This is a genomic window from Stenotrophomonas maltophilia group sp. vghtpe118, assembly GCF_052605195.1.
In genome coordinates this window covers 1,820,051-1,839,697 of sequence record NZ_CP199672.1, presented here as the reverse complement: position 1 = coordinate 1,839,697, position 19,647 = coordinate 1,820,051, and the positions used below count along the sequence as shown (strand labels likewise).

At 66.5% G+C, this 19,647-nt stretch carries 21 protein-coding genes and 1 tRNA gene; 13 read left to right on the top strand and 9 right to left on the bottom strand.

Annotation, left to right across the window (positions count from 1 at the left end):
• Positions 1-2 precede the first annotated feature (2 nt).
• Positions 3-989, top strand: a complete 987-nt coding sequence (locus ACUDTM_RS08530; RefSeq protein WP_445391263.1) for a hypothetical protein — start codon at positions 3-5, stop codon at positions 987-989.
• A gap of 10 nt (positions 990-999) precedes the next feature.
• On the top strand, positions 1,000-2,451 hold the full coding sequence (locus ACUDTM_RS08525; protein ID WP_072167630.1) for an alanine/glycine:cation symporter family protein: 1,452 nt from the start codon (positions 1,000-1,002) through the stop codon (positions 2,449-2,451).
• A gap of 126 nt (positions 2,452-2,577) precedes the next feature.
• On the opposite strand, the gene ACUDTM_RS08520 is transcribed toward ACUDTM_RS08525, so the two are convergent.
• The 4 genes from ACUDTM_RS08520 to ACUDTM_RS08505 form a co-directional block, all read right to left on the bottom strand.
• Positions 2,578-3,999: a M28 family peptidase gene (locus ACUDTM_RS08520; protein ID WP_334271963.1), complete on the bottom strand. Its 1,422-nt coding sequence runs from the start codon at positions 3,997-3,999 to the stop codon at positions 2,578-2,580.
• 244 nt (positions 4,000-4,243) lie between these two features.
• Entirely contained in the window at positions 4,244-4,648 is a 405-nt protein-coding gene (gene mscL, locus ACUDTM_RS08515) for a large-conductance mechanosensitive channel protein MscL (RefSeq protein ID WP_072167632.1), read from the bottom strand.
• A gap of 54 nt (positions 4,649-4,702) precedes the next feature.
• Positions 4,703-5,419, bottom strand: a complete 717-nt coding sequence (locus tag ACUDTM_RS08510; RefSeq protein WP_019660190.1) for a fumarylacetoacetate hydrolase family protein — start codon at positions 5,417-5,419, stop codon at positions 4,703-4,705.
• Between the two features lie 75 nt (positions 5,420-5,494).
• Entirely contained in the window at positions 5,495-5,776 is a 282-nt protein-coding gene (locus tag ACUDTM_RS08505; protein WP_005410817.1) for a hypothetical protein, read from the bottom strand.
• Positions 5,777-5,954: 178 nt separating this feature from the next.
• On the opposite strand from ACUDTM_RS08505, the gene ACUDTM_RS08500 reads away from it, so the two are divergent.
• Entirely contained in the window at positions 5,955-6,290 is a 336-nt protein-coding gene (locus ACUDTM_RS08500; protein ID WP_072167633.1) for a Rieske (2Fe-2S) protein, read from the top strand.
• A 361-nt stretch (positions 6,291-6,651) separates the two neighbouring features.
• Here ACUDTM_RS08500 and ACUDTM_RS08495 read toward each other — a convergent pair whose 3' ends face one another.
• The 4 genes from ACUDTM_RS08495 to thiS all read right to left on the bottom strand — a co-directional run bounded on the left by ACUDTM_RS08495 (position 6,652) and on the right by thiS (position 10,409).
• Positions 6,652-8,499: an SLC13 family permease gene (locus ACUDTM_RS08495; protein WP_005418803.1), complete on the bottom strand. Its 1,848-nt coding sequence runs from the start codon at positions 8,497-8,499 to the stop codon at positions 6,652-6,654.
• A gap of 27 nt (positions 8,500-8,526) precedes the next feature.
• Positions 8,527-9,261, bottom strand: coding sequence for a tRNA (guanosine(46)-N7)-methyltransferase TrmB (gene trmB, locus ACUDTM_RS08490; RefSeq protein WP_053501092.1), 735 nt, complete (start codon positions 9,259-9,261; stop codon positions 8,527-8,529).
• A complete protein-coding gene (locus ACUDTM_RS08485) occupies positions 9,261-10,055 on the bottom strand; it encodes a thiazole synthase (protein ID WP_005418798.1) in 795 nt (264 codons plus the stop codon). Before ACUDTM_RS08485 ends, trmB begins: the two co-directional genes overlap by 1 nt.
• Positions 10,056-10,208: 153 nt before the next feature.
• Positions 10,209-10,409 (bottom strand): sulfur carrier protein ThiS, encoded by a 201-nt coding sequence (gene thiS / locus ACUDTM_RS08480; protein WP_005418796.1) that lies wholly within the window; start codon positions 10,407-10,409, stop codon positions 10,209-10,211.
• Between the two features lie 207 nt (positions 10,410-10,616).
• On the opposite strand from thiS, the gene ACUDTM_RS08475 reads away from it, so the two are divergent.
• Complete coding sequence (locus ACUDTM_RS08475) at positions 10,617-12,470, top strand: autotransporter domain-containing esterase (protein WP_053501089.1); 1,854 nt, start codon at positions 10,617-10,619, stop codon at positions 12,468-12,470.
• Between the two features lie 117 nt (positions 12,471-12,587).
• A tRNA-Gly gene (locus ACUDTM_RS08470) sits at positions 12,588-12,661 on the top strand.
• A 50-nt stretch (positions 12,662-12,711) separates the two neighbouring features.
• Here the strand turns inward: ACUDTM_RS08470 and ACUDTM_RS08465 are convergent.
• Positions 12,712-13,215: a hypothetical protein gene (locus tag ACUDTM_RS08465; protein WP_146260250.1), complete on the bottom strand. Its 504-nt coding sequence runs from the start codon at positions 13,213-13,215 to the stop codon at positions 12,712-12,714.
• Between the two features lie 145 nt (positions 13,216-13,360).
• On the opposite strand from ACUDTM_RS08465, the gene ACUDTM_RS08460 reads away from it, so the two are divergent.
• From ACUDTM_RS08460 to ACUDTM_RS08425, 8 genes are all read left to right on the top strand, one after another.
• Positions 13,361-13,603 carry a hypothetical protein gene (locus tag ACUDTM_RS08460; RefSeq protein WP_111008110.1) on the top strand — a complete coding sequence of 81 codons (243 nt, stop codon included), beginning with the start codon at positions 13,361-13,363 and terminating at the stop codon, positions 13,601-13,603.
• A gap of 97 nt (positions 13,604-13,700) precedes the next feature.
• Positions 13,701-14,579: a 30S ribosomal protein S6--L-glutamate ligase gene (gene rimK, locus ACUDTM_RS08455; protein ID WP_005418651.1), complete on the top strand. Its 879-nt coding sequence runs from the start codon at positions 13,701-13,703 to the stop codon at positions 14,577-14,579.
• A gap of 258 nt (positions 14,580-14,837) precedes the next feature.
• Entirely contained in the window at positions 14,838-15,317 is a 480-nt protein-coding gene (locus ACUDTM_RS08450) for a hypothetical protein (RefSeq protein WP_151354682.1), read from the top strand.
• A 94-nt stretch (positions 15,318-15,411) separates the two neighbouring features.
• Positions 15,412-15,882, top strand: coding sequence for a hypothetical protein (locus ACUDTM_RS08445; protein ID WP_072167638.1), 471 nt, complete (start codon positions 15,412-15,414; stop codon positions 15,880-15,882).
• Between the two features lie 115 nt (positions 15,883-15,997).
• Entirely contained in the window at positions 15,998-16,459 is a 462-nt protein-coding gene (locus ACUDTM_RS08440) for a hypothetical protein (RefSeq protein WP_262232906.1), read from the top strand.
• Between the two features lie 162 nt (positions 16,460-16,621).
• The gene (locus tag ACUDTM_RS08435) at positions 16,622-17,299 is read left to right on the top strand and encodes a response regulator transcription factor (RefSeq protein ID WP_005410804.1); all 678 of its coding nucleotides are present in this window, start codon (positions 16,622-16,624) and stop codon (positions 17,297-17,299) included.
• Positions 17,262-18,632 carry a sensor histidine kinase gene (locus ACUDTM_RS08430; protein ID WP_069139309.1) on the top strand — a complete coding sequence of 457 codons (1,371 nt, stop codon included), beginning with the start codon at positions 17,262-17,264 and terminating at the stop codon, positions 18,630-18,632. The genes ACUDTM_RS08435 and ACUDTM_RS08430 overlap by 38 nt, the downstream gene beginning before the upstream one ends.
• 541 nt (positions 18,633-19,173) lie before the next feature.
• Positions 19,174-19,560: a hypothetical protein gene (locus ACUDTM_RS08425; protein ID WP_111177536.1), complete on the top strand. Its 387-nt coding sequence runs from the start codon at positions 19,174-19,176 to the stop codon at positions 19,558-19,560.
• The last annotated feature ends 87 nt before the right edge of the window (positions 19,561-19,647 follow it).

Sequence of the window (19,647 nt, the reverse complement as noted above, 5' to 3'; positions counted from 1 at the left end):
CCATGCATCACCCACGCCGTATCCTCATCGCATTGCTGGTACTGACCAGTGTCCTTGCCAGCGGCCGTGCCGCAGCCGGCGAACGCAGCCTGGACGGCGTCAACTTCACCGGGCCGCTGATCACCCCCAATCCGGCCGGCCTGCCGCAGGGCAACTGGTACATCGAACCCTATCTGGTGAGGGTCGACAGTCGCGATCACTATGACGATGGCGGCCATCGCCGCCGCAGTGGGCAGCGTAGCGGTGCATGGGCCACGGTGGTGCCGATCATCTACGGCTTCAGCGACCGGGTGATGGGCCAGGTCAATCTCAGTGCATCGCGCGCCGAACAGGGCAGCGCACGCAGCAGCGGTTTCCGCGCTGGCGATACCACCGCGCGCCTGCAGTACCTGCTGCAGGCGCCCAACGCCGATGGCACGCGCCCGGCCATCTCGGTCGCGCTGGTGCAGCGCTTCAGCACCGGCAGCCATGACCGCATCACCGGCAATCCACTCGATGCGCAGGGCGACGGCGTGCAGCGCACCACCGCCGCGCTGGGCATGCAGCAGGTGGTGTGGCTGGGCAACGAGCGTCCGCTGCGCTGGCGTGCCCAGCTCAGCGCCGGGCCGGCGCCGTCGCGCACGGCGATTTCCGGGGCCAGCGTCTACGGCACCGATGACAGCTTCCAGGGCCACATCTCCCGCGGCTCGGTGCTGGGCCTGTCGGTGGGTGCCGAGTACAGCTTCAACTCGCGCTGGGTAGGTGTGATGGAAGTAGCCGCCAGCCGTGAGACCGGACAGCGCCTGAGTGGATTCGCGCGCAACGCAAGCGGTGCCTTCGAGCGTATCGACGAACATCGCCCGGCCAGCCGCAGCGTCACCCTGGCGCCGGCCGCGGAGTACCACTTCAGCCCGACGCTGGGCCTGATCGCCGGCGTGGAGTTCAGCGTGGCGGGCCGCAACACCAGTCGAATCGTCAGCCCCCAGGTTGCCCTGGGCATGTTCTTCTGAGGGGCCGCCGATGAACATCGAATCCATCGTCAACACGATCCTCGGCGTCGTCTGGAGCCCCTACCTGGTGGTGCTGTGCCTGCTCGCCGGCCTGTACTTCAGCGTGCGCACACGCTTCATCCAGTTGCGTGCATTGCCGGACATGCTGCGCCTGATGTTCCGCCATGAGCGCTCCGATGCCGGCGTCTCACCGTTCCAGGCGTTGTCCATTTCGCTGTCCAGCCGCGTGGGCGTCGGCAACATCGCCGGCGTCGCCATGGCCATCGCCTTCGGCGGCCCCGGCGCGATCTTCTGGATGTGGATCGTCGCCTTCCTCGGCGCGTCCAGTGCTTTCATCGAATCCACGCTCGCGCAGATCTACAAGGATCGAGACGGCAAAGGGCAGTACCGGGGCGGCCCGGCGTACTACATCGAGAAAGGCCTCGGCCAACGCTGGTATGCAGTGCTGTTCGCACTGGTGACGGTGCTGGCGGGCGCGATGCTGGCCGGCACCCAGTCCAATGCGATCACCAGTGCGGTGAACGAAGCCTGGGACGTACCGGTGATGACCACCACCGCGGTTCTGCTGGTGGTGCTGGGCGCCATCCTCATCGGCGGTGTGCGGCGCATTGCGCGCGTGGCCGAATGGGTGGTGCCGCTGATGGCCGTGGCCTACCTGCTGGTCACGGCGCTGGTGATGGTGCTGAACGCGGAGAAGGTGCCGGAGGTGATCATGCTGGTGCTGCGCAGTGCATTCGGCGTGGATGCAGCGTTCGGCGCGATGATCGGTACTGCCATCCAATGGGGCGTGCGCCGCGGCGTGCTGTCCAACGAGGCCGGTATGGGCAGTGGCGCGCATCCGGCCGCTGCCGCGGAAGTCTCGCATCCGGTCAAGCAGGGCCTGGTGCAGTCGTTCTCGGTCTACATCGACACGATGGTGGTGTGCAGTGCCACGGCCTTCCTGATCCTCTCCACGGGCCTGTACAACGTCTACGACCCGGCAGTGAACGGCATTCCGGATGAGACGCGCCTGCTGCTGGGCAATCTGCCGGGCGTCGAGGCCGGGCCACGCTTCGTGCAGCATGCGGTGGAATCGGCATTGCCGGGCTTCGGCCGTTCATTCGTGGCGCTGGCGATCCTGCCGTTCGCGTTCACCACACTGCTGGCGTTGTACTACATGGCCGAGACCAATGTCAGCTATCTGTGCTGCAACCGTCCGGCACCCTGGGTGATCGGCGGCTTCCAGCTGCTGTTCCTGGCGGCAACAGGCTACTCGGCGGTGAACAGTGCAACGGTGGCCTGGTCGCTGGGTGACATCGGCGTCGGCCTGATGAGCTGGTTGAACATCATCGCCATCCTGCTGCTGCAGAAACCGGCCTTGGCGGCGCTGCGGGACTACGAGCAGCATCGCCATGCCGGCAAGGATCCACTGTTCAACCCGGAACTGCTGGGCGTGCGCAACACCAGCGTGTGGGAAGGCTGACCGGATCGGGGGCGGATCCCTCGCCATGGCGAGGGGTCTGACTCACGCCATCACCCGATGGGTGCGAACCTCGGTTCGCACCGCTCGTCCCGCTGTGCTCGCCGGGCATGGCCCGGCGCAAGCGCATCATTCGCTCGGCGGTGTGGTCGCCTTGGCCTCGCTACCGAAACTGCCATCCGCTTCCGCCGCCAGGTAGGCGAACACGGTGTACGCGGCCACGTTCTGCGCCAGTGCCTTCGGGTCGATCTTGTCCAGCGTGTCGTCGGCGGTGTGGTGCAGGTGGAAGTAGTCCGAGCCATCCTGCGCCAGCCACGCCCACGCACCGCCCTTGGCGGCCAGTGGGCCGACGTCCGGGCCCGGGCCACCCTTGTCCGCCTGGTACTCGATGCCCAGCGGCTTCATCACTTCGGCAATCTGCTTCGTCGCTTCACGCGAGCCTGCCGGATTCGGCGAACCCGTATTGAAGGCGTAGATGCGGCCCGCGCCGAAGTCGCTCTCGGCGGCCAGCTGGTGCAGGGCCACGTCCTTCGCGTGCGCTTCGGCGTAGGCCTTGCCGCCGTACAGGCCCTGTTCCTCGTTGGCGAAGGCGATCACGCGGATGGTGCGCTTCGGTGCCTGCTTGAGCTGGCCGATCAGGTGGCCTGCGGCCATGGTGATGCCCACGCCCGCGCCGTCATCCACCGCGCCGGTGCCCAGGTCCCACGAATCCAGGTGACCACCGATCACCACCACTTCCTTCGGCAGGCTGCGGCCGGTGATCTCGCCGATCACGTTGTAGGAGGTGGCGGTGCCATCCCAACCGCAATCCAGTGCCATCTTCACCGTGGTGCTGCCACGCGCCAGCAGGCGGGCCAGCTGGTCGGCATCGGGCACCGACAGCGCGGCCGACGGCACTGGGGTCAGGCCGTCATCGAAACGGGTGATACCCGTGTGCGGCACGCGGTGCGAGTCGGTACCGGCCGAGCGCATCAGGAAACCGACCGCGCCCTTGCGGATCGCTTCGGACGGCCCCTTGCTGCGGATCGCACCGCCGCGGCCGTAATCGCGGCCATCGCGGAAGGGCAGCATCTGGTAATCGACGAAGGCGATCTTGCCCTTCAGCGAGCCCGCCGGTGCGGCCTGCAGCGCGGCCAGGTCGGCGAAGCGCACCACCTCGGCTTCCACGGTGCCGCCTGGGCTGCCGCCCAGTGCAGTGATCTGCAGCGGCTGCGGGTTCCTGCCGGTCACGGCGGCGTGTTCACTGCGCCGCTCCCACTTCGGGAATGTCACCGGCTCCTTCCACACCTTGTCGAAACCGAGGGCCTTGAACTTGGCTTCGGCCCAGGCCACGGCGCGGGCGTCGGCTTCGCTGCCGGCGATGCGCGGACCGATCTCGGTGGTGAGCGACTCGACAACCTTCCAGCCGGTGTCATCGGCCAGCGCCTGGTCGCGCAGCTGTGCGGCGGTGGCCAGCGACGCCGGGGGCAGGGTAGTGGTGTGCGGCGCCGCGAAGGCCGGGGCGGCCAGCAGGGCGAGGGAGGATGCGATGGCAAGGACGCGGCGACGCATGGACAACTCCGGGAAGGGACCTAAGCCTTGGAGCTTAACAGTCGTTCAGCCCGGCGCATGGGCGGGAGGTCATGGCTGGCGCGAACGCTGTTTTCCGCCATGACCGGCAAAGCGAAAGCCCCGCCGGGGCGGGGCTTTCGCCTGCTTCTGCAGAGCCGAGCCAATGCTCGGCTGCCTTTTGCAGATCAGCCGAGCGTGGGCTCGGCTCTACAGATGGGAGGGGCGCCCATAGGCGCCCGATACCTCATTTCTTCAGGCTGTCGCGGATCTCGCGCAGCAGCACCACTTCTTCGGCCGGCGCCGCCGGGGCAGCTTCCTTCTTGCGAGACAGCCGGTTGATCGCCTTGACCACGATGAAGATCGCGAAAGCCACGATCACGAACTGGATGACGGTGTTGATGAAGTCGCCGTAGCCAACCACCACCGCCGGGATCTCCTTGCCATCCGGTCCGATCCGGGCTGGCGACAACGTCCAGGCCAGGCTGGAGAAATCCACGCGCCCGATCAGGTAGCCCAGCGGCGGCATGATGATCTTCTCGACCAGCGCCGTCACGATCTTGCCGAAGGCCGCGCCGATCACCACGCCGACGGCGAGGTCGATGACGTTGCCGCGCATGGCGAATTCCTTGAACTCGGTGAGCATTCCCATTGTTGTTTTTCTCCGGTGGGGAAGTGGACAGCGCGCAGGGTAGCGCAGGTGATGTCAGCCGGCGATCACGCCGTGGCGCTCGGCCACGTTTTCAAGGCGGGCACTGAAGCGGTCGCCGGGCTTCAACGCAGCCACCCCGGACGGGGTGCCCATGAACACCAGGTCGCCGGCACGCAGCTGCCACAGCTTGGACAGCTCATGCAGGATCTCCGGTACGTTCCAGATCATCTGGTCGAGCAGTGCCTGCTGGCGCACTTCGCCGTTGACCTCCAGCGACAGGTTCAGCGCGGCGAGGTCGCCGACTTCCTCGGCGTGGACGATTTCGCTGATCGGCGCGGAGGCGTCGAAGCCCTTGGCCGCGTCCCACGGGTGGCCCTTGTCCTTGGCCGCGGCCTGCAGGTCGCGGCGGGTCAGGTCCAGGCCGACGGCGTAGCCATAGACCAGCGCATCGGCGTCGGCCACGGCCAGCTCGCCTGCGGGCGCATCGCGGCCGATCGCCACCACCAGTTCCACTTCGTGGTGCAGGTTGGCGGTTGCTGGCGGATAGGGGATGGCATCGTCGTGGCCGACCACGATGGCGTCGGCCGGCTTGCTGAAGAACATCGGGCGGCCGCGGTCATCGGCCGCCGGCACCGCCGCGCCCATTTCGCGGGCGTGGTCGGCGAAATTGCGGCCGACGCAGTAGATGCGGTGCACGGGGAAGCTGCCGCCACCGGCTACCGGTACACGCGGCAGGGCTACGGCAGGGATCACATCGGAGACATCGGACATGCGGGCATCCAGGAAGGGCGTGCCCGCAGTCTAGAACGCATGGCGCCCGCCGTCAGCGGGCGCGGAAGGCCTGGATCAGCGCGAGGCCGGCAACACCGGCTTGCGCACCACGCGGTACTCGCCTTCAACCACGGTCGGGTCAACCGGACGCGCAACGCCCGGCTTGCGCGAGGCCAGCAGCTTCCACGCCAGGCCGACCAGGATCATCGCCGCGCCAACGAACACACCGATGAACACCATCGCCGCCAGGATCGCCAGGCCGAGCAGGCCAACGGCAACGCGCACCAGCGGGTGACGCGGCTTGCGCGGCGCGAACAGGGTGCGGAACTGGTTGAAGGCGGATGCGCGATTGAACATGGCGGCTCGATAGGCTGGGATCAGCGAAACCAAAGTATCGGGACGCGCCACTTTCATTGAGTGAAAAACTCGTTAAATATAGCCTGTGCTTATTACGGATCAATGACTTGTGTTCATGTCGCAGCCAGTCACCTGAGCAGGCATGCGACAATTCCGGTTTACCGTCCGAGCCTTCGCCATGACTATCGCTGCTGCCCTGATCGCCCTTGATGCCATTGCCGATGGCGCGTTTGCCGAGGTCGAAGCGGTGGTCGATGGCGATGCCGAATCGCTGCTGCTGTACCGCGACGGCGCGCAGGTGCGTGCGTTCCTGAACATCTGCCCGCACGCCGGCCGCCGCCTGGACTGGGCGCCGGGCCAGTTCCTGAAGAGCCGCGAGGGTCATCTGGTGTGTGCCGCGCATGGTGCCTCGTTCGCGCTGGACAGCGGCGACTGCATCGCCGGCCCCTGCAAGGGCGACCGGCTGCGCGCTGTGCCGGTGGACGTGCGCGACGGGCAGGTTTACCTGGCTTGAGGCCAGCTGGGGGTCGGATCCGTTTTCCGCAGGAAAACGGCTCTGACCCCATCAAGCCAGGAGCAGTCGAGCATGGCTCGACGCTACAAAAGGCATCCACGCATGGCGTGGATCTACGGTGCCGACCAACGGTCGGCACCCACCACCAGCCGCGTGAAACTGTCGAAGGCGGGGTGGGTCCGGTTGCGGGGGCGTGAGCCGCATGGATGCGGCGACCGAGCTTACAGGGACGTACTTGCAGCGTCCCCCGCAACCGGACCCACCCCCGCCATCCCACGGAATGCACGCTGTTGCTGTTGCTGTTGCTGTTGCTTCGGCTTCTGCGGGTGCAGGGCGCAGCCCTGCCAACAAACCCCAACCCTCAGAACATCAGGTTGATCATCAGCACCACCACGCAGGTGTAGATCAGCGACAGTGGGCCGCCGACCCGCCACATCTCGCGCGGGGTGTAGTTGGCCGGGCCAGTGATCATCGAGATCACCGGGTTGGAGGCTGTCATCAGGTTGTTGGACGCCGACAGCGCCACGATCAGCGCGAACGCGGTCGGGTTGCCCCCCGCTGCCAGTGCCAGGTTCACCGCGATCGGCACCATCACGATGGTCGCACCCACATGGCTGATCACCAGCGAGAACGCCGTGGTCAGCAGCGCCAGCGCCACCTCCAGCACCCACACCGGAATGCCGGTCGGCAGCTTGTCGATGGTATGGCCGGCCACCCACGCGGCCGCGCCGCTGGAATCCATCGCCCAGCCAAGCGGAATCAGCCCGGCCATCATGAACACCGTCTTCCAGTTGATCGAGGCATACGCCTCGTCCATGCGCAGCACGCCGGTCAGCAGCATGCCGGCCACGCCGGTCATCAGCGTCAGCGCCACCGGCAGCTTGCTGGTCAGCGCGATCAGGATGGTCAGCGCGAAGATCGCCATCGCAATCTTGAACTTGTGCGGGCGCTGCTCGCCGGTCGGGTAGTCGGTCACGACCACGAAGTCGCGGCTGCGTGCGGCCTGCGCCAGGTCGGTCCAGATGCTGTGGAACACCAGCATGTCGCCGGCGCGCAGCTGCACGTCGCGCACGTCCTCGCGGATCACCTGCTTGTCGCGGTTGATCGCCAGCAGGCTGATGCCGCGCTCCTTGCGCAGGCGCAGATCGGCCGCACTCTTGCCGATCACGTTCGAGGTCGGTGGCACCACTGCCTCGGAAATGCCGGCGCGGCTGGGGTTGAACAGGTCACCCAGGTGCTTCAGGCGCGAGGACATGCGCAGGAACTGGTTCTGCGCGAAGTCGCTGATCTGCTGGCGTGGGCCCATCGCACCAAGCACGCTGCCGACCCAGATGCGCATCTCCGCCGGCGGTGCCAGGCGGGTGTCGTTGCCGGTCTTCAGGGCCAGCAGCAGCGGCGCATCGTGCAGGGTCTCGGCCTCGCCCAGGGTCATGCCCACCAGCGGGCTCTCGGCGGTCACCACCAGCTCGAACACATCGCCTTCGATGCCATAGGTCTTGGCGAAGTAGCTCTCGGTGCGCGCCGGGGTGACCCCGTCATTGACCAGGCTTTCCTCTTCGATCAGCTTGCGGTCGCCGTAGTAGCGGAAGTACAGCAACGAAGCGATCAGCAACGCCACACCGATGGGCAGCGGCGCGAACATGCGCAGCGGCTCGATGGTGGCCAGGCCGGAAGGCAGGTTGTTGTTGGCCGAGGCCAGCAGATCGTTCAGCAGGATCAGCGGCGAATTGCCGACCATGGTCAGCGCGCCGCCCATCACGATCGCCGCCGAGATCGGCAGCAGCAGGCGCTGCATCGTCAGCCCGGTGCGCGCCGCCAGTCGCGAGGCGACCGGCAGATACAACGCCATCACCGACGGGTTCTGCATGAAGGACGAGTTCAGGCCGGCGATGGCGGTGGTCATCATCAGCAGCCGTTGCTCGACGCCGTGGCCGCGCCGCAGCAGCCAGGCCGCCAGCCGGTTCAGCGCCCCGGTGCGGTCCAGGCCCGCACCGAGGATGGTGGTGGCGATGATGCTCATCACCGCGTTACCGGAGAAACCGCCGAAGATCTCCTCCGGCGCGATCAGGCCGGTGACACCAAGCACCACCAGCACCACCAGCGCGACCACGTCGGCGCGGATGCGCTCGAACAGGAACATCGCCATCGTGAAGCCGACCAGCCCGAGCACGAGCTTCATGTCGTTGGTCAGCGTCAGCGCGGTATCCATGTGGGGCGCGGCGTCCTCAGGCGATCGTCAGGTGCGGTCGTACAACAGGTCCCAGACGCCGTGGCCGAGCTTCTGGCCGCGGGTCTCGAAGTGCGTCTGCGGGCGCCAGTCCGGGCGCGGCACGCTGCCCCGCGGGCCGGCGCGGTTGACCAGGCCGGCGGTGGCGTCGAGCACGTCCCACATCTGCTCGGCGTAGTCTTCCCAGTCGGTCGCGCAGTGCAGGCGGCCCCCCGGGCGCAGCTTGCGCACCAGCAGTTCGGCGAATGCCGGCTGCAGCAGGCGGCGCTTGTTGTGGCGCTTCTTGTGCCATGGGTCCGGGAAGTAGATGCGCACTTCATCGAGCGCGCCGTCGGCGATCTCGTTCTGCAGCACTTCCACCGCGTCGTGGTGGTACAGGCGCACGTGGTCGGCATTGTCCTCGGCCAGCGCGTTCAGCAGCCGGCCCACGCCCGGGGCGTGCACCTCGATGCCGATGTAGTCGCGCGATGGGTCGTGCTGGGCGGCGAACCGCAGCGCGGCACCATTGCCGAAGCCGATCTCCAGCACCTTGTGTGCCGGGCGGCCGAAGGTGGCGTCCAGGTCACGAGGCTGGCCGTTGTAATCGATGCCGAAGCGCGGCCAGCGTTCGTCGAATGCGCGCTGCTGGGCGGGAGTGAAACGGCCCTGGCGCAACACGAAGCTGCGCACCTCGCGGCGGCCCTCGCTCACGGTGAAGGGCTTGGGCGGGGCCTTGGAACCGGCGCTGTCAAAAGGATTGGTCATCAGCCGATCAGCCCGTCCACCGGCGAGGAGGCGCTGGCGTAGCGCTTGCGCGGGATGCGCCCGGCCAGGAAGGCCTCGCGGCCGGCCTCGACCGCCTTGCGCATCGCGCTGGCCATCAGCACCGGGCTGCGCGCACCGGCAATGGCCGTGTTCATCAGCACGCCGTCGCAGCCCAGCTCCATCGCGATCGCCGCGTCCGACGCGGTACCCACGCCGGCATCAACGATGATCGGCACCTTGGCGTCTTCGATGATCTGCAGCAGGTTGTACTTGTTCTGGATGCCCAGGCCCGAACCGATCGGCGCGGCCAGCGGCATCACCGCAGCGCAGCCGATCTCTTCCAGGCGCTTGGCCAGGATCGGGTCGTCGGAGGTATAGACCATCACCTCGAAACCGTCCTTGACCAGCTGCTCGGCAGCCTTCAGGGTCTGCATCACGTCCGGGTAGAGGGTCTTCTGGTCGCCCAGCACTTCCAGCTTGGTCAGGTTGTGGCCGTCCAGCAGCTCACGGGCCAGGCGGCACGTACGCACCGCGTCCTCGGCGGTGTAGCAGCCGGCGGTGTTGGGCAGGATGGTGAAGCGCTCCGGCGGCAGCACGTCCAGCAGGTTCGGCTCGCCCGGGTTCTGCCCGATGTTGGTGCGGCGGATGGCCACGGTGACGATCTGGGCGCCAGCGGCCTCGGTGGCCAGGCGGGTTTCTTCCAGGTCCTTGAACTTGCCGGTGCCGGTCAGCAGCCGCGAGCCATAGGTCTTGCCGGCGATCACCAGCGAATCGGGGGAGACATGAACGTTCATGGCGCGATTATCGCTTATCCGCCTGAAGATGGGGTCACGCAATGGCGTGCCGGCCGCGGATCGGTATGGGTAGTGCCGGCCGCTGGCCGGCAAATGCAGGGTGCCTGACAGCGTCGGATTGCTGGCCAGCGGCCAGCACTGCGCGGATAGGTCTCAGCCCCCACCCAGCGCGTGCACGATCTCCACCACGTCGCCTTCGGCCAGCACGTGCTCGCCGTGGCGGCTGCGGCTGACGATCTCGCCGTTGACCTCGACCGCGACCCGGCGTTGCAGCAGCTGCTCTGCCTGCAGCAGATCGTGGAGGGTCGCCGAGGCGGGCAGGGTACGGGGTTCGCCGTTGAGCTGGATGTTCATCGCCGCATTGTCGCCTATGGCCTTCGCGGATCGGAACCCTTGCAAATTGCCTCGGCCGCCAGCCCCGGCACAGCGTTGTCCGACGCTGCCGGGCGACAATCCATGCGGCGGCGCAGCGTGAGCAAAAGGCGGCGCAGTGAAACCATTCACCGTGCGCCGGCGTACGTCCGCCGGGTCCTCAACGATATCCCCACAGGAGTTTCTTACATGCTGCTCAGCAAACGCCCGATCCGCTCCCTGATGGCGGCCGCGATCGCGCTGGCCGCGGTTCCGGCCATGGCAGGCGAATCCCCGTATTCCAAGGCCGTGTTCTTCGGCGACAGCCTGACCGACGCCGGCTATTTCCGCCCGCTGCTGCCGGCCGATGTGCGTCCGGTCACCGGCCAGTTCACCACCAACCCGGGTTGGGTGTGGTCGCAGCAGGTCGCCAACTACTATGGCCTCAATGGCGCCGCCAACGGCAACGGCCAGAGCGGTGACAACTATGCAGTCGGCGGTGCCCGCGTGTCAGTGGACGAGGCCGGTGGCCTGGGCGTGATTCCGTCGCTGAAGTCGCAAGCAACCCGCTACCTTGCTGCGAACGGTGGCAAGGCCGACGGCAACGCCCTGTACACCGTATGGGGAGGCGCCAATGATCTGTTCGCGGCCACCCGTGCGGCGGCAGGTGGCGCGTCGCAGGCCCAGGTGCAGGGCATCATCGGCGCAGCGGTCACCGACCAGATCGCGCTGGTGGGTGCGCTGAAGCAGGCCGGCGCCCAGTACGTGCTGGTACCAAACCTGCCGGATGTGGGCATCACCCCACAGTTCCGCGGCCCCAATGCCGCCGCCGCCACCGCACTGTCGGCCGGCTACAACAAGGCCCTGTACGGTGGCCTGAAGCAGGCGGGCATCGAGTTCATTCCGCTCGATACCTTCAGCATCCTGCGTGAAGTGACCGCCAACCCGGGCATGTACGGTTTCACCAACGTCACCAGCACCGCCTGCAAGATCGATCCGGCCAACTCGACGCAGAGCATCCTGACCTGCAACCCGACCAGCTACGTCAGCCCGGATGCGGCCAACACCTACCTGTTCGCCGATGGCGTGCACCCGACCACCGCCGGCCATCAGCTGCTGGGCCAGTACGCAGTCTCGGTGCTGGAAGCGCCGCGCCTGCAGCAGGTGCTGAGCCACTCGGCGCAGACCATCGGCCGCTCGCGCGCCGACCAGGTCAGCATGCACCTGGGCGGTCGTCCGGCTGACGGCCTGTCCTGGTGGGGTGGCGTGCGGGGCGACCTGCAGCGCTACGACCACGCCGACCTGTACGACGGGCTGGCCCCGGCCGGCCTGTTCGGTATCGACTGGGCACGCGACGGCATGGTGTTCGGCGGCTTCGCCGGTTTCGGTCGCCTCAACGCCGACTTCGGCAACAACCGCGGCGACTTCACCCAGAAGGACACCTCGGCCGGTCTGTTCGCTGGCTGGTACGGCGACCGCATCTGGGTGAACGGTCAGGTCAGCTACACCTGGCTGTCCTATGACGTGAACCGCAAGGTCCAGCTGGGCCCGGCCACCCGTGAGCATGGTGGTTCGCCGGACGGCAGCAACCTGACCGCCGCCCTGAACGCCGGTTACGAGTTCGGCACCGAAGGCGGCTTCCGTCACGGCCCGATCGCTTCGGTGATCTGGCAGAAGGTGAAGATCGACGGTTACACCGAAAGCGCCGCGGCCGGCACGCTGGCCACCGCGCTGGGCTACGACCGCCAGAATGTCGATTCGACCGTCGGCCGCATCGGCTGGCAGGCCCGCTTCGATGGCGGCACCCTCAAGCCGTACGCGCAGGTGACCTACGACCACGAGTTCGAGGACACCAAGCAGGCCAGCGCCTGGCTGCAGACCCTGCCGGAACTGGGCAGCTACCGCGTGCCGGGCCTGAAGTTCGACAAGAACTACGCCACCGTCGTGCTGGGTGCCCGCACCGAACTGTTCGGCCTGCAGAGCAACTTCGGCCTGAGCGCGTCGACCGGCCAGAAGCGCGCGCAGGACGCCACCCTGTTCGCCAACTTCAGCGGCACGTTCTAAGCAGCAACCGCCGGGGGTCGGAGCCCTTTCCGCGAGGAAAGGGCTCTGACCCCTCGCGGATGCGGTGGCCGCCATTGCGCAACACCGGGCCAACCGCATAGACTTTCACCGCGCACTGCGGGCGTAGCTCAATGGTAGAGCTGTAGCTTCCCAAGCTACTGACGTGGGTTCGATTCCCATCGCCCGCTCCATCCTTCAAGACCGCGTCGCGTTTCCGCCGCGCAGGTTCCTTCAGACCGCCTCAGTACGCCGCGAACACCGCGGCCAACGCGTCCGCGTCCAGCACGCGTCCCTGGGCGCGATCATGCGTGTGCAGGTACCAGACCTCGTCCGGCTCCAAGTGCCGTGTCAGGTGCCACTGGTTTTCCCGGGCCAGAATATCCACCCGTCCCTGGCAGCCGAAGCAGAAGCGGGCCAGAGGCTTGATCGCGGCGGCCTTGCCATTGACGTTCAGGGTCAGTGCGGGGGCCGCGTAGGTTTTCAGTTCCCCGGATGACGGATTCTCGGTGATGGTGACCGTGTCCCGACGTAGCGTGGCCACCTTCGCCTGCACCAACGGTTGCAGCCACAGTTCGATGGTGTCGAACAGCACATGCAGCGATTGGATCCAGTCCTGGTACTGCTTTTCGATGGCGGCGGCCCTGGCCTGCTCCGCGTGTGCGGATTGCTGCAGCTTCTGTGCAAGTCGCTCCATTTTCGACATCGGGATTTCCGCTTTGGGAGGAGCTTCCATGGTGATCGGCACGCTCGCCTGCTTCCAGCCGAAAGCGACATTTTCGTAGAACTCCTAGAGGCGCTGCGGAGGGGCGCGTAACGCTTCAAACTTTTCCCATGGGCAGGCCGGCACTGAGCAGCTAGCGTGAGCGGATACTGATCAGGAGCTGCCTTCCATGAACTGCCGGAACGACGTCGTCGAGCGCATCCATCGGATCTTTCTTTCAGCCGGCGTCGGCTCGAACAAGCAGCTTGAGGCCGTGCGCGCGCTCGGGCGTGCCGGTGGTCCCAAGGCCGCGAAACTGCTCGAGCAGATCTACCAGCAGGCGTTCAGCAATTCTGCCCTGCAGATGGCCTGCGTGGCGGCGCTGGGCGAAGCGGCCCGTGGCTTCCAGGTCAGTGCTGAACGGGACAGCTGAAGCTTCATCCACAACGCTCGAGATCGTCGGCGACGGGCATCATCCGCCCGCCACACGCCCGCGCTATGCTGCGCGCCTGCCGACCGATCCCTCCGCGATGAAGCTCGCCATCCTGTCCCGCAACAGCTCCCTGTATTCCACCCGTCGGCTGGTCGAGGCGGCACGCGCGCGTGGCCACACCGTGCGCATCCTCGACCCGTTGCGCTGTTACATGCGCATCGCCGCCGATGGCTTTTCCATGCACTACAAAGGCCGGCCGATGACCGGCGTGGACATGGTCATTCCGCGCATCGGTGCCTCGATCACCCGCTACGGCACCGCCGTGCTGCGCCAGTTCGAACTGATGGGCGCACGCACGCCCAATCCGTCCGATGCCATCCTGCGTTCGCGCGACAAGCTGCGCGCGCACCAGCTGCTGGCGGCCAAGGGCATCGACATGCCGGTCACCGTTTTCGGCGACAACCCCGATGACACCGTCGATCTGCTGTCCATGCTCGGCCCGCCGCCGCATGTGGTGAAGCTCAATGAAGGCACCCAGGGTCGCGGCGTGATCCTGACCGAAAAGGCCAGTGCCTCGCGCGGCATTGTCGAAGCGCTGCGCGGCCTGTACGCCAACTTCCTGATGCAGGAATTCATCGGCGAGGCCAAGGGCGCCGACCTGCGCTGCTTCGTGGTGGGCGACCAGGTGGTGGCGTCGATGCAGCGGCAGGCACCGGAGGGTGACTTCCGCTCCAACCTGCACGCCGGCGGCACCGCCGTGGCGGCCAAGGCCAGTCGCGCCGAGCAGCAGGTGGCGGTGCGTTCGGCCAAGGCGCTGGGCCTGTCGGTGTGCGGCGTGGACCTGATCCGCTCCGCGCGCGGCCCGCTGGTGCTGGAGGTCAACTCCACGCCGGGGCTGGAGGGCATCGAAGCGGCCTGCGGGGTCGACGTGGCCACACGCATCATCGAACACGTAGAGAAGATCAAAAAGCCTTGATTATTCATGGGGTTGTGATTCTCATGGGCAAATGATCCGGGGCTTTAACGAGGCTTTAATCGGCCCCGGCGTAGGCTTCAGCGAACCGCAGCTCTGCCTCTCAGCAGGATCGGTATCGGGATACGACTTCAGGCCCAGGCGGGTGCACCGCCTGGGCCTTTTTTATGCCTGTCGGCTCTGTGCCCAAGGTCTCTTGTGGAGGCCGCGTGACGGTCGTAGAGTTGGCCCTTCGTTCCGGGATGGATCGGGAGGTTGGCGATGTACCGCATCATGACGATCGCGTTGCTGCTGGGCCTGTCTGGCGCTGTTGCCGCCAAGCCGGAGAAAGTCGCTGTACAGATGGACCGGCAGGGCTCGGTCGTCGAGCAGATGCGCCAGGTGGAAGCCGCGCTGGCCGCCCCCGACTACGCCGAGCTGTCTGCCGAGGATCGCGGCCAGGTGCAGCAGGCGCTGTCGCGTATCCGCCAGCACATGGGCGAACGCCAGACCGTGCAGGAGCTGCCGCCGCAGTTGCAGGCCGAGGTCTTCAACGAGCAGGAACGCATCAACACCCTGATGGCGCGTGGCCATGACGACAGCCGGCAGATCTGCAGGTACCAACGCACCACCGGCAGCAACATGCCCAGGAGCCGCTGCCTGACCGTGGCCGAACGGCGCCGGATCGAAGAGAAAGGCAAGGCGCTGATCAACGACCAGCGCAGCTACAACACGCTCAGCCCACCGCCCGCTGGGCGTTGACCGCACCGCCTTTCGGTCCACCGGGGTGCCTTAACGGCGTATCGGTGGCACCGCAGGGTCGATGTTCCACTCATGGAAGAACCTGGAGGTAACTATGCAGCGCATGACCCCCTTCGCCCTGATGCTGGGCCTGGCACTGGCCACCACTGCGCACGCCAAGCCCGATAAAGGGCAGGTGAAGTTCGACGCCAACGCGCCGGTGGCCGAACAGATCCGCAACGTTGAGACGGCGATCAACACCGAGGACTACAGCGAGATCGGGCTGGAAGACAAAAGCCGCGTACAGCAGGCGCTGGGCCGCATCAAGATCAAGATGGGCGACCACGAACGGGTGGAGCAGTTGAGCCCGCAGGACCGCACCGAGATCTTCAACGACCAGGAAGTGATCAACACGATCATGACCCGCGCCCATGCCGACAGCCGCATGGTCTGCCGCCGCGAGCGCACCACCGGCAGCAACATGCCGCAGAGCGTCTGCCTGACCGTGGCCCAGCGCCGCAAGGCGCAGGAAGACAGCCGCAAGGCCCTCAACGACAACCAGCGTTTCAACAACTACAAGCCGTAACCGTGGTTGGGCCGGTCGCAGGCCGCCATCGGTCACCCTGCCGTGCGTCCCTTGTGGACGCATCGGCGCAACCGTAAAGTCGAGACCCTATTCATGGACGAACATGGAGCTCGTCATGTACCGCATTACTACGCTCGCCCTGATGCTGTCGCTCGGCCTGGTGGCCACCGTGCAGGCCAAGGCGCAGAAGGACACCGTGCAGATGGATGCCTTCACCCCGGTATCCGAACAGATCCGCCGGGTTGAAACGGCCATGGGCAGCGAGGACTACAGCGAGATCGGGCTGGAGGACAAGAGCCGCGTGCAGCAGGCGCTGAACCGGATCCGGATCAAGATGAATGGCCGCGAGAAGTTGGATGAGCTGGCCCCGCAGGAGCGCAACGACCTGTTCAACGAGCAGGAGATCGTCAACACCATCATGACCCGCGCCCAGGCCGACAGCCGCATGATCTGCCGCCGCGAGCGCCTGACCGGCAGCAACATGCCGACCAGTGTCTGCCTGACCGTGGCCCAGCGTCGCAAGGCCCAGGAAGACAGCCGCCGGGCGCTGACCGACCAGCAGCGCATCAGCCGCTGAGCGCTCGCCCCGGGGGCGTTTGCCGGTGTCGTCCCTTCGGTACGAAATGTTAAGAATGGAACCTGTATCGTTCAGCAGGTAGACGTCGCGTCCACCCGCACAGGGGCATCCTGAGCAGGTGGGCCTGGCCCCCCGACGACCCTTCAAGAACCAGAGGTCCCAGTGCGCATTCTCGTAATCGAAGACAACAGCGACATCGCCGCCAACCTTGGCGACTACCTTGAGGATCGTGGCCACACCGTGGACTTCGCCGCCGACGGCGTGACCGGCCTGCACCTGGCGGTGGTCCACGAGTTCGACGCCATCGTTCTGGACCTGAACCTGCCGGGCATGGACGGCATTGAAGTCTGCCGCAAGCTGCGCAACGAAGCGCGCAAGCAGACCCCCGTACTGATGCTGACCGCCCGCGACTCGCTGGACAACAAGCTGGCCGGTTTCGATTCCGGCGCCGACGACTACCTGATCAAGCCGTTCGCGCTGCAGGAAGTGGAAGTGCGCTTGAACGCGCTGTCGCGCCGGGGCAAAGGCGTGCAGACCCGCGTGCTGGAAACCGGCGATCTGGAATACAACCTGGACACGCTGGAAGTGCGCCGCCAGGGCAAGCTGCTGCAGCTCAACCCGACCGCGCTGAAGATCCTGCAGGCCCTGATGGAAGCCGCGCCGGCCGTGGTCACCCGCCAGGAGCTGGAAACCCGCGTCTGGGGCGAAGAGCTGCCCGACTCGGATTCTCTGCGTGTCCACATCCACGGCCTGCGTGCGGTGGTCGACAAGCCGTTTGAAGTGCCGCTGATCCAGACCCGCCATGGCATCGGATACCGCATCGCTACCCCGGAAGCCTGATTCCGTGGCAACCAAGGGGGAGCGCCGGCGTTCGCCGTATCGGCGGCGCCTGCGCAGCCGCATCATCGTCTCGTTCGTGTTGTTGGGCTTCTGCCTGACGACACTGTTCGCGTTCGCCACCAACTGGGCCCGCATGCGCGTGGAAAACCAGCTGGTGGAAGACGTGATGAACCGCAACATCAACGAGTACGTGCGGCGGTTCTACGAGAGCCCGGATCGCAACCCCGACCTGCCCGTGCAGCAGATGCGTGCGCGCCTTGTCAAACCCGACAAGTTCGAGGCGTTGCGCGAGGAAGAGCCGGACTGGGCTGCGCTGCCCGATGGCAATCACAACATCTCTGGCGTGGACGAGCGCGGGCAACCGTATGCGTACAAGCTGGCCGTGCGCAAAACACCCGACGCCTGGGCATTCCTGGCCTACGACATGACCGACAGCGTGCGCGGTGGGCAGCAGCTCAACCGCGCGCTGGTGCTGTCGGTGCTGGTGTTCAGCCTGCTGTCGCTGGTGCTGGGCTGGTGGTCGGCATCGAAGGTGATGAAGCCGGTCTCGGACCTGGCCGCGCGGTTGCGCGCCTATCGCGGCGGCACAAGCGAGCCCGAGCCGCTGGCGCCACGTTTCCCCGATGACGAAGTGGGGCAACTGGCGCAGGCGCTGGATGATTATTCGTCGCGGCTGACCGAAGTGGTGCAGCGCGACCGTGAGTTCAACGCCGACGTCAGCCACGAGTTGCGCACGCCGCTGGCGGTGATCCGTGGCGCCACCGAGCTGCTGCTGACCCGGCCCGGCCTGGATGAGAAGGTGCTGCAGCGTCTGCAGCGCATCCAGCGTGCCGAACAGCAGTGCAGCGACCTGATCGGCGCGCTGCTGCTGCTGTCGCGCAACGAACGAGGGCAGGGCACCAGCAACGTCGCGCGCGTAGCCGAACAGCTGCTGGATGCCCACCGCGCACAGCTGGGCGGCAAGCCATTGGAACTGGCACTGGAAGGCGAGCGCAACCTGGTGATCGATGCGCCGGAAGCCGCATTGTCGGTGGCGCTGGGCAACTTGATCGGCAACGCGGTGAAGTACTCGCAGGATGGTGAGGTGCGCGTCTTTGTCGGCAGCAATTCGGTGTCGGTAACCGACAGCGGACCGGGCCTGAGCGAAGAGGATGCCGCCAAGCTGTTCCAGCGCGGCTATCGCGGCACGCACGCCGGCCATTCGCAGGGCGGTGGTATCGGCCTGTCGATCGTCAGCCGCCTGTGCGATCTGTATGGCTGGCAGGTCAGCGTGCGCCCCGGTGGCGAGCGCGGCGTAATCGCCACCCTGACATTCTCGCCGAAGCCGTTGTAAGGGGCTTTACCTTGGTGGGTGCTCCACGTTTGTAGAGCCGAGCCCGCGCTCGGCTGCGGTGGCTTCCCGGAGCCGAGCATTGGCTCGGCTCTACCGCGGGTTCGTGTTGCGCCCTGTGTCGCTAGTGCCATCGAAATAACTTCGCAGTCGTGATGCGCCAGAAGCCCAACACGACATCACCGTGATCGCCGCCACGCCGCGCGCGTGTCCGCATGCACGCATTCGTGCACCCAACTGCGGCTTGAGAATTTCCTTACAGATCACAGCGCTGCGTGATGGCCAGATGGGGCGGCCGGGGCAGGTGCCCTGGCCGGGATTGGCGTCCTGAAAAAAACCTTCAACTCAAGCGCTCCGGGTGTGCTGCGGCTCATCATGGAAAATGCATCGGCTGCCTTGTTTCGGCGGATGGTGCGTGGGGATTCATCAGAATCCGCTGGAGTCTTTTTCCTCGCGCTTGAGTTGTTGGGTCTCCGGTACGCCAACCCGCACCGTCCGCCACCTTGCATCCGCGGGTGGCCCGCCGTCTGCGAGGAGATTCATCATGTCCGCACGCCCCTTGTTCCCCCAGCTGCACGCCCTGATCGGCGAAGCCGCTGACCTGCTGCCCGCCGACGTCGCCGAGCGCATCGAAACCCTGCTCGATGATCCCAGGGATCTGCTGCCCGCGCTGCTGGCCCGCATGGACGGGCGCGATGCAGCCGACGGCCGACGGCTGGAAGCGCAGGGCCTGAGCCCGGCCCAGGCGGCCACCATGGCCGGCCTCAGCCGCACCCTGGCCGGCTTGAATGCACTCATGCAGGTGCTGCACGCCGCCGAAGCCGCCCGCGAGCAGGGCGGTGCCCATCAGCAGCTCAGCCCGGATGTCGTAGATGGATTGCTGCTCGGCGCACGAGAACTGGCCCGTTATGCCCGCCTGCAGTTGGAGTAGGTCCACGCCATGCGTGGATGCAGAACACTTTGTAGAGCCGAGCCCATGCTCGGCTTGATGATCGCAGCCGAGCATGGGCTCGGCTCT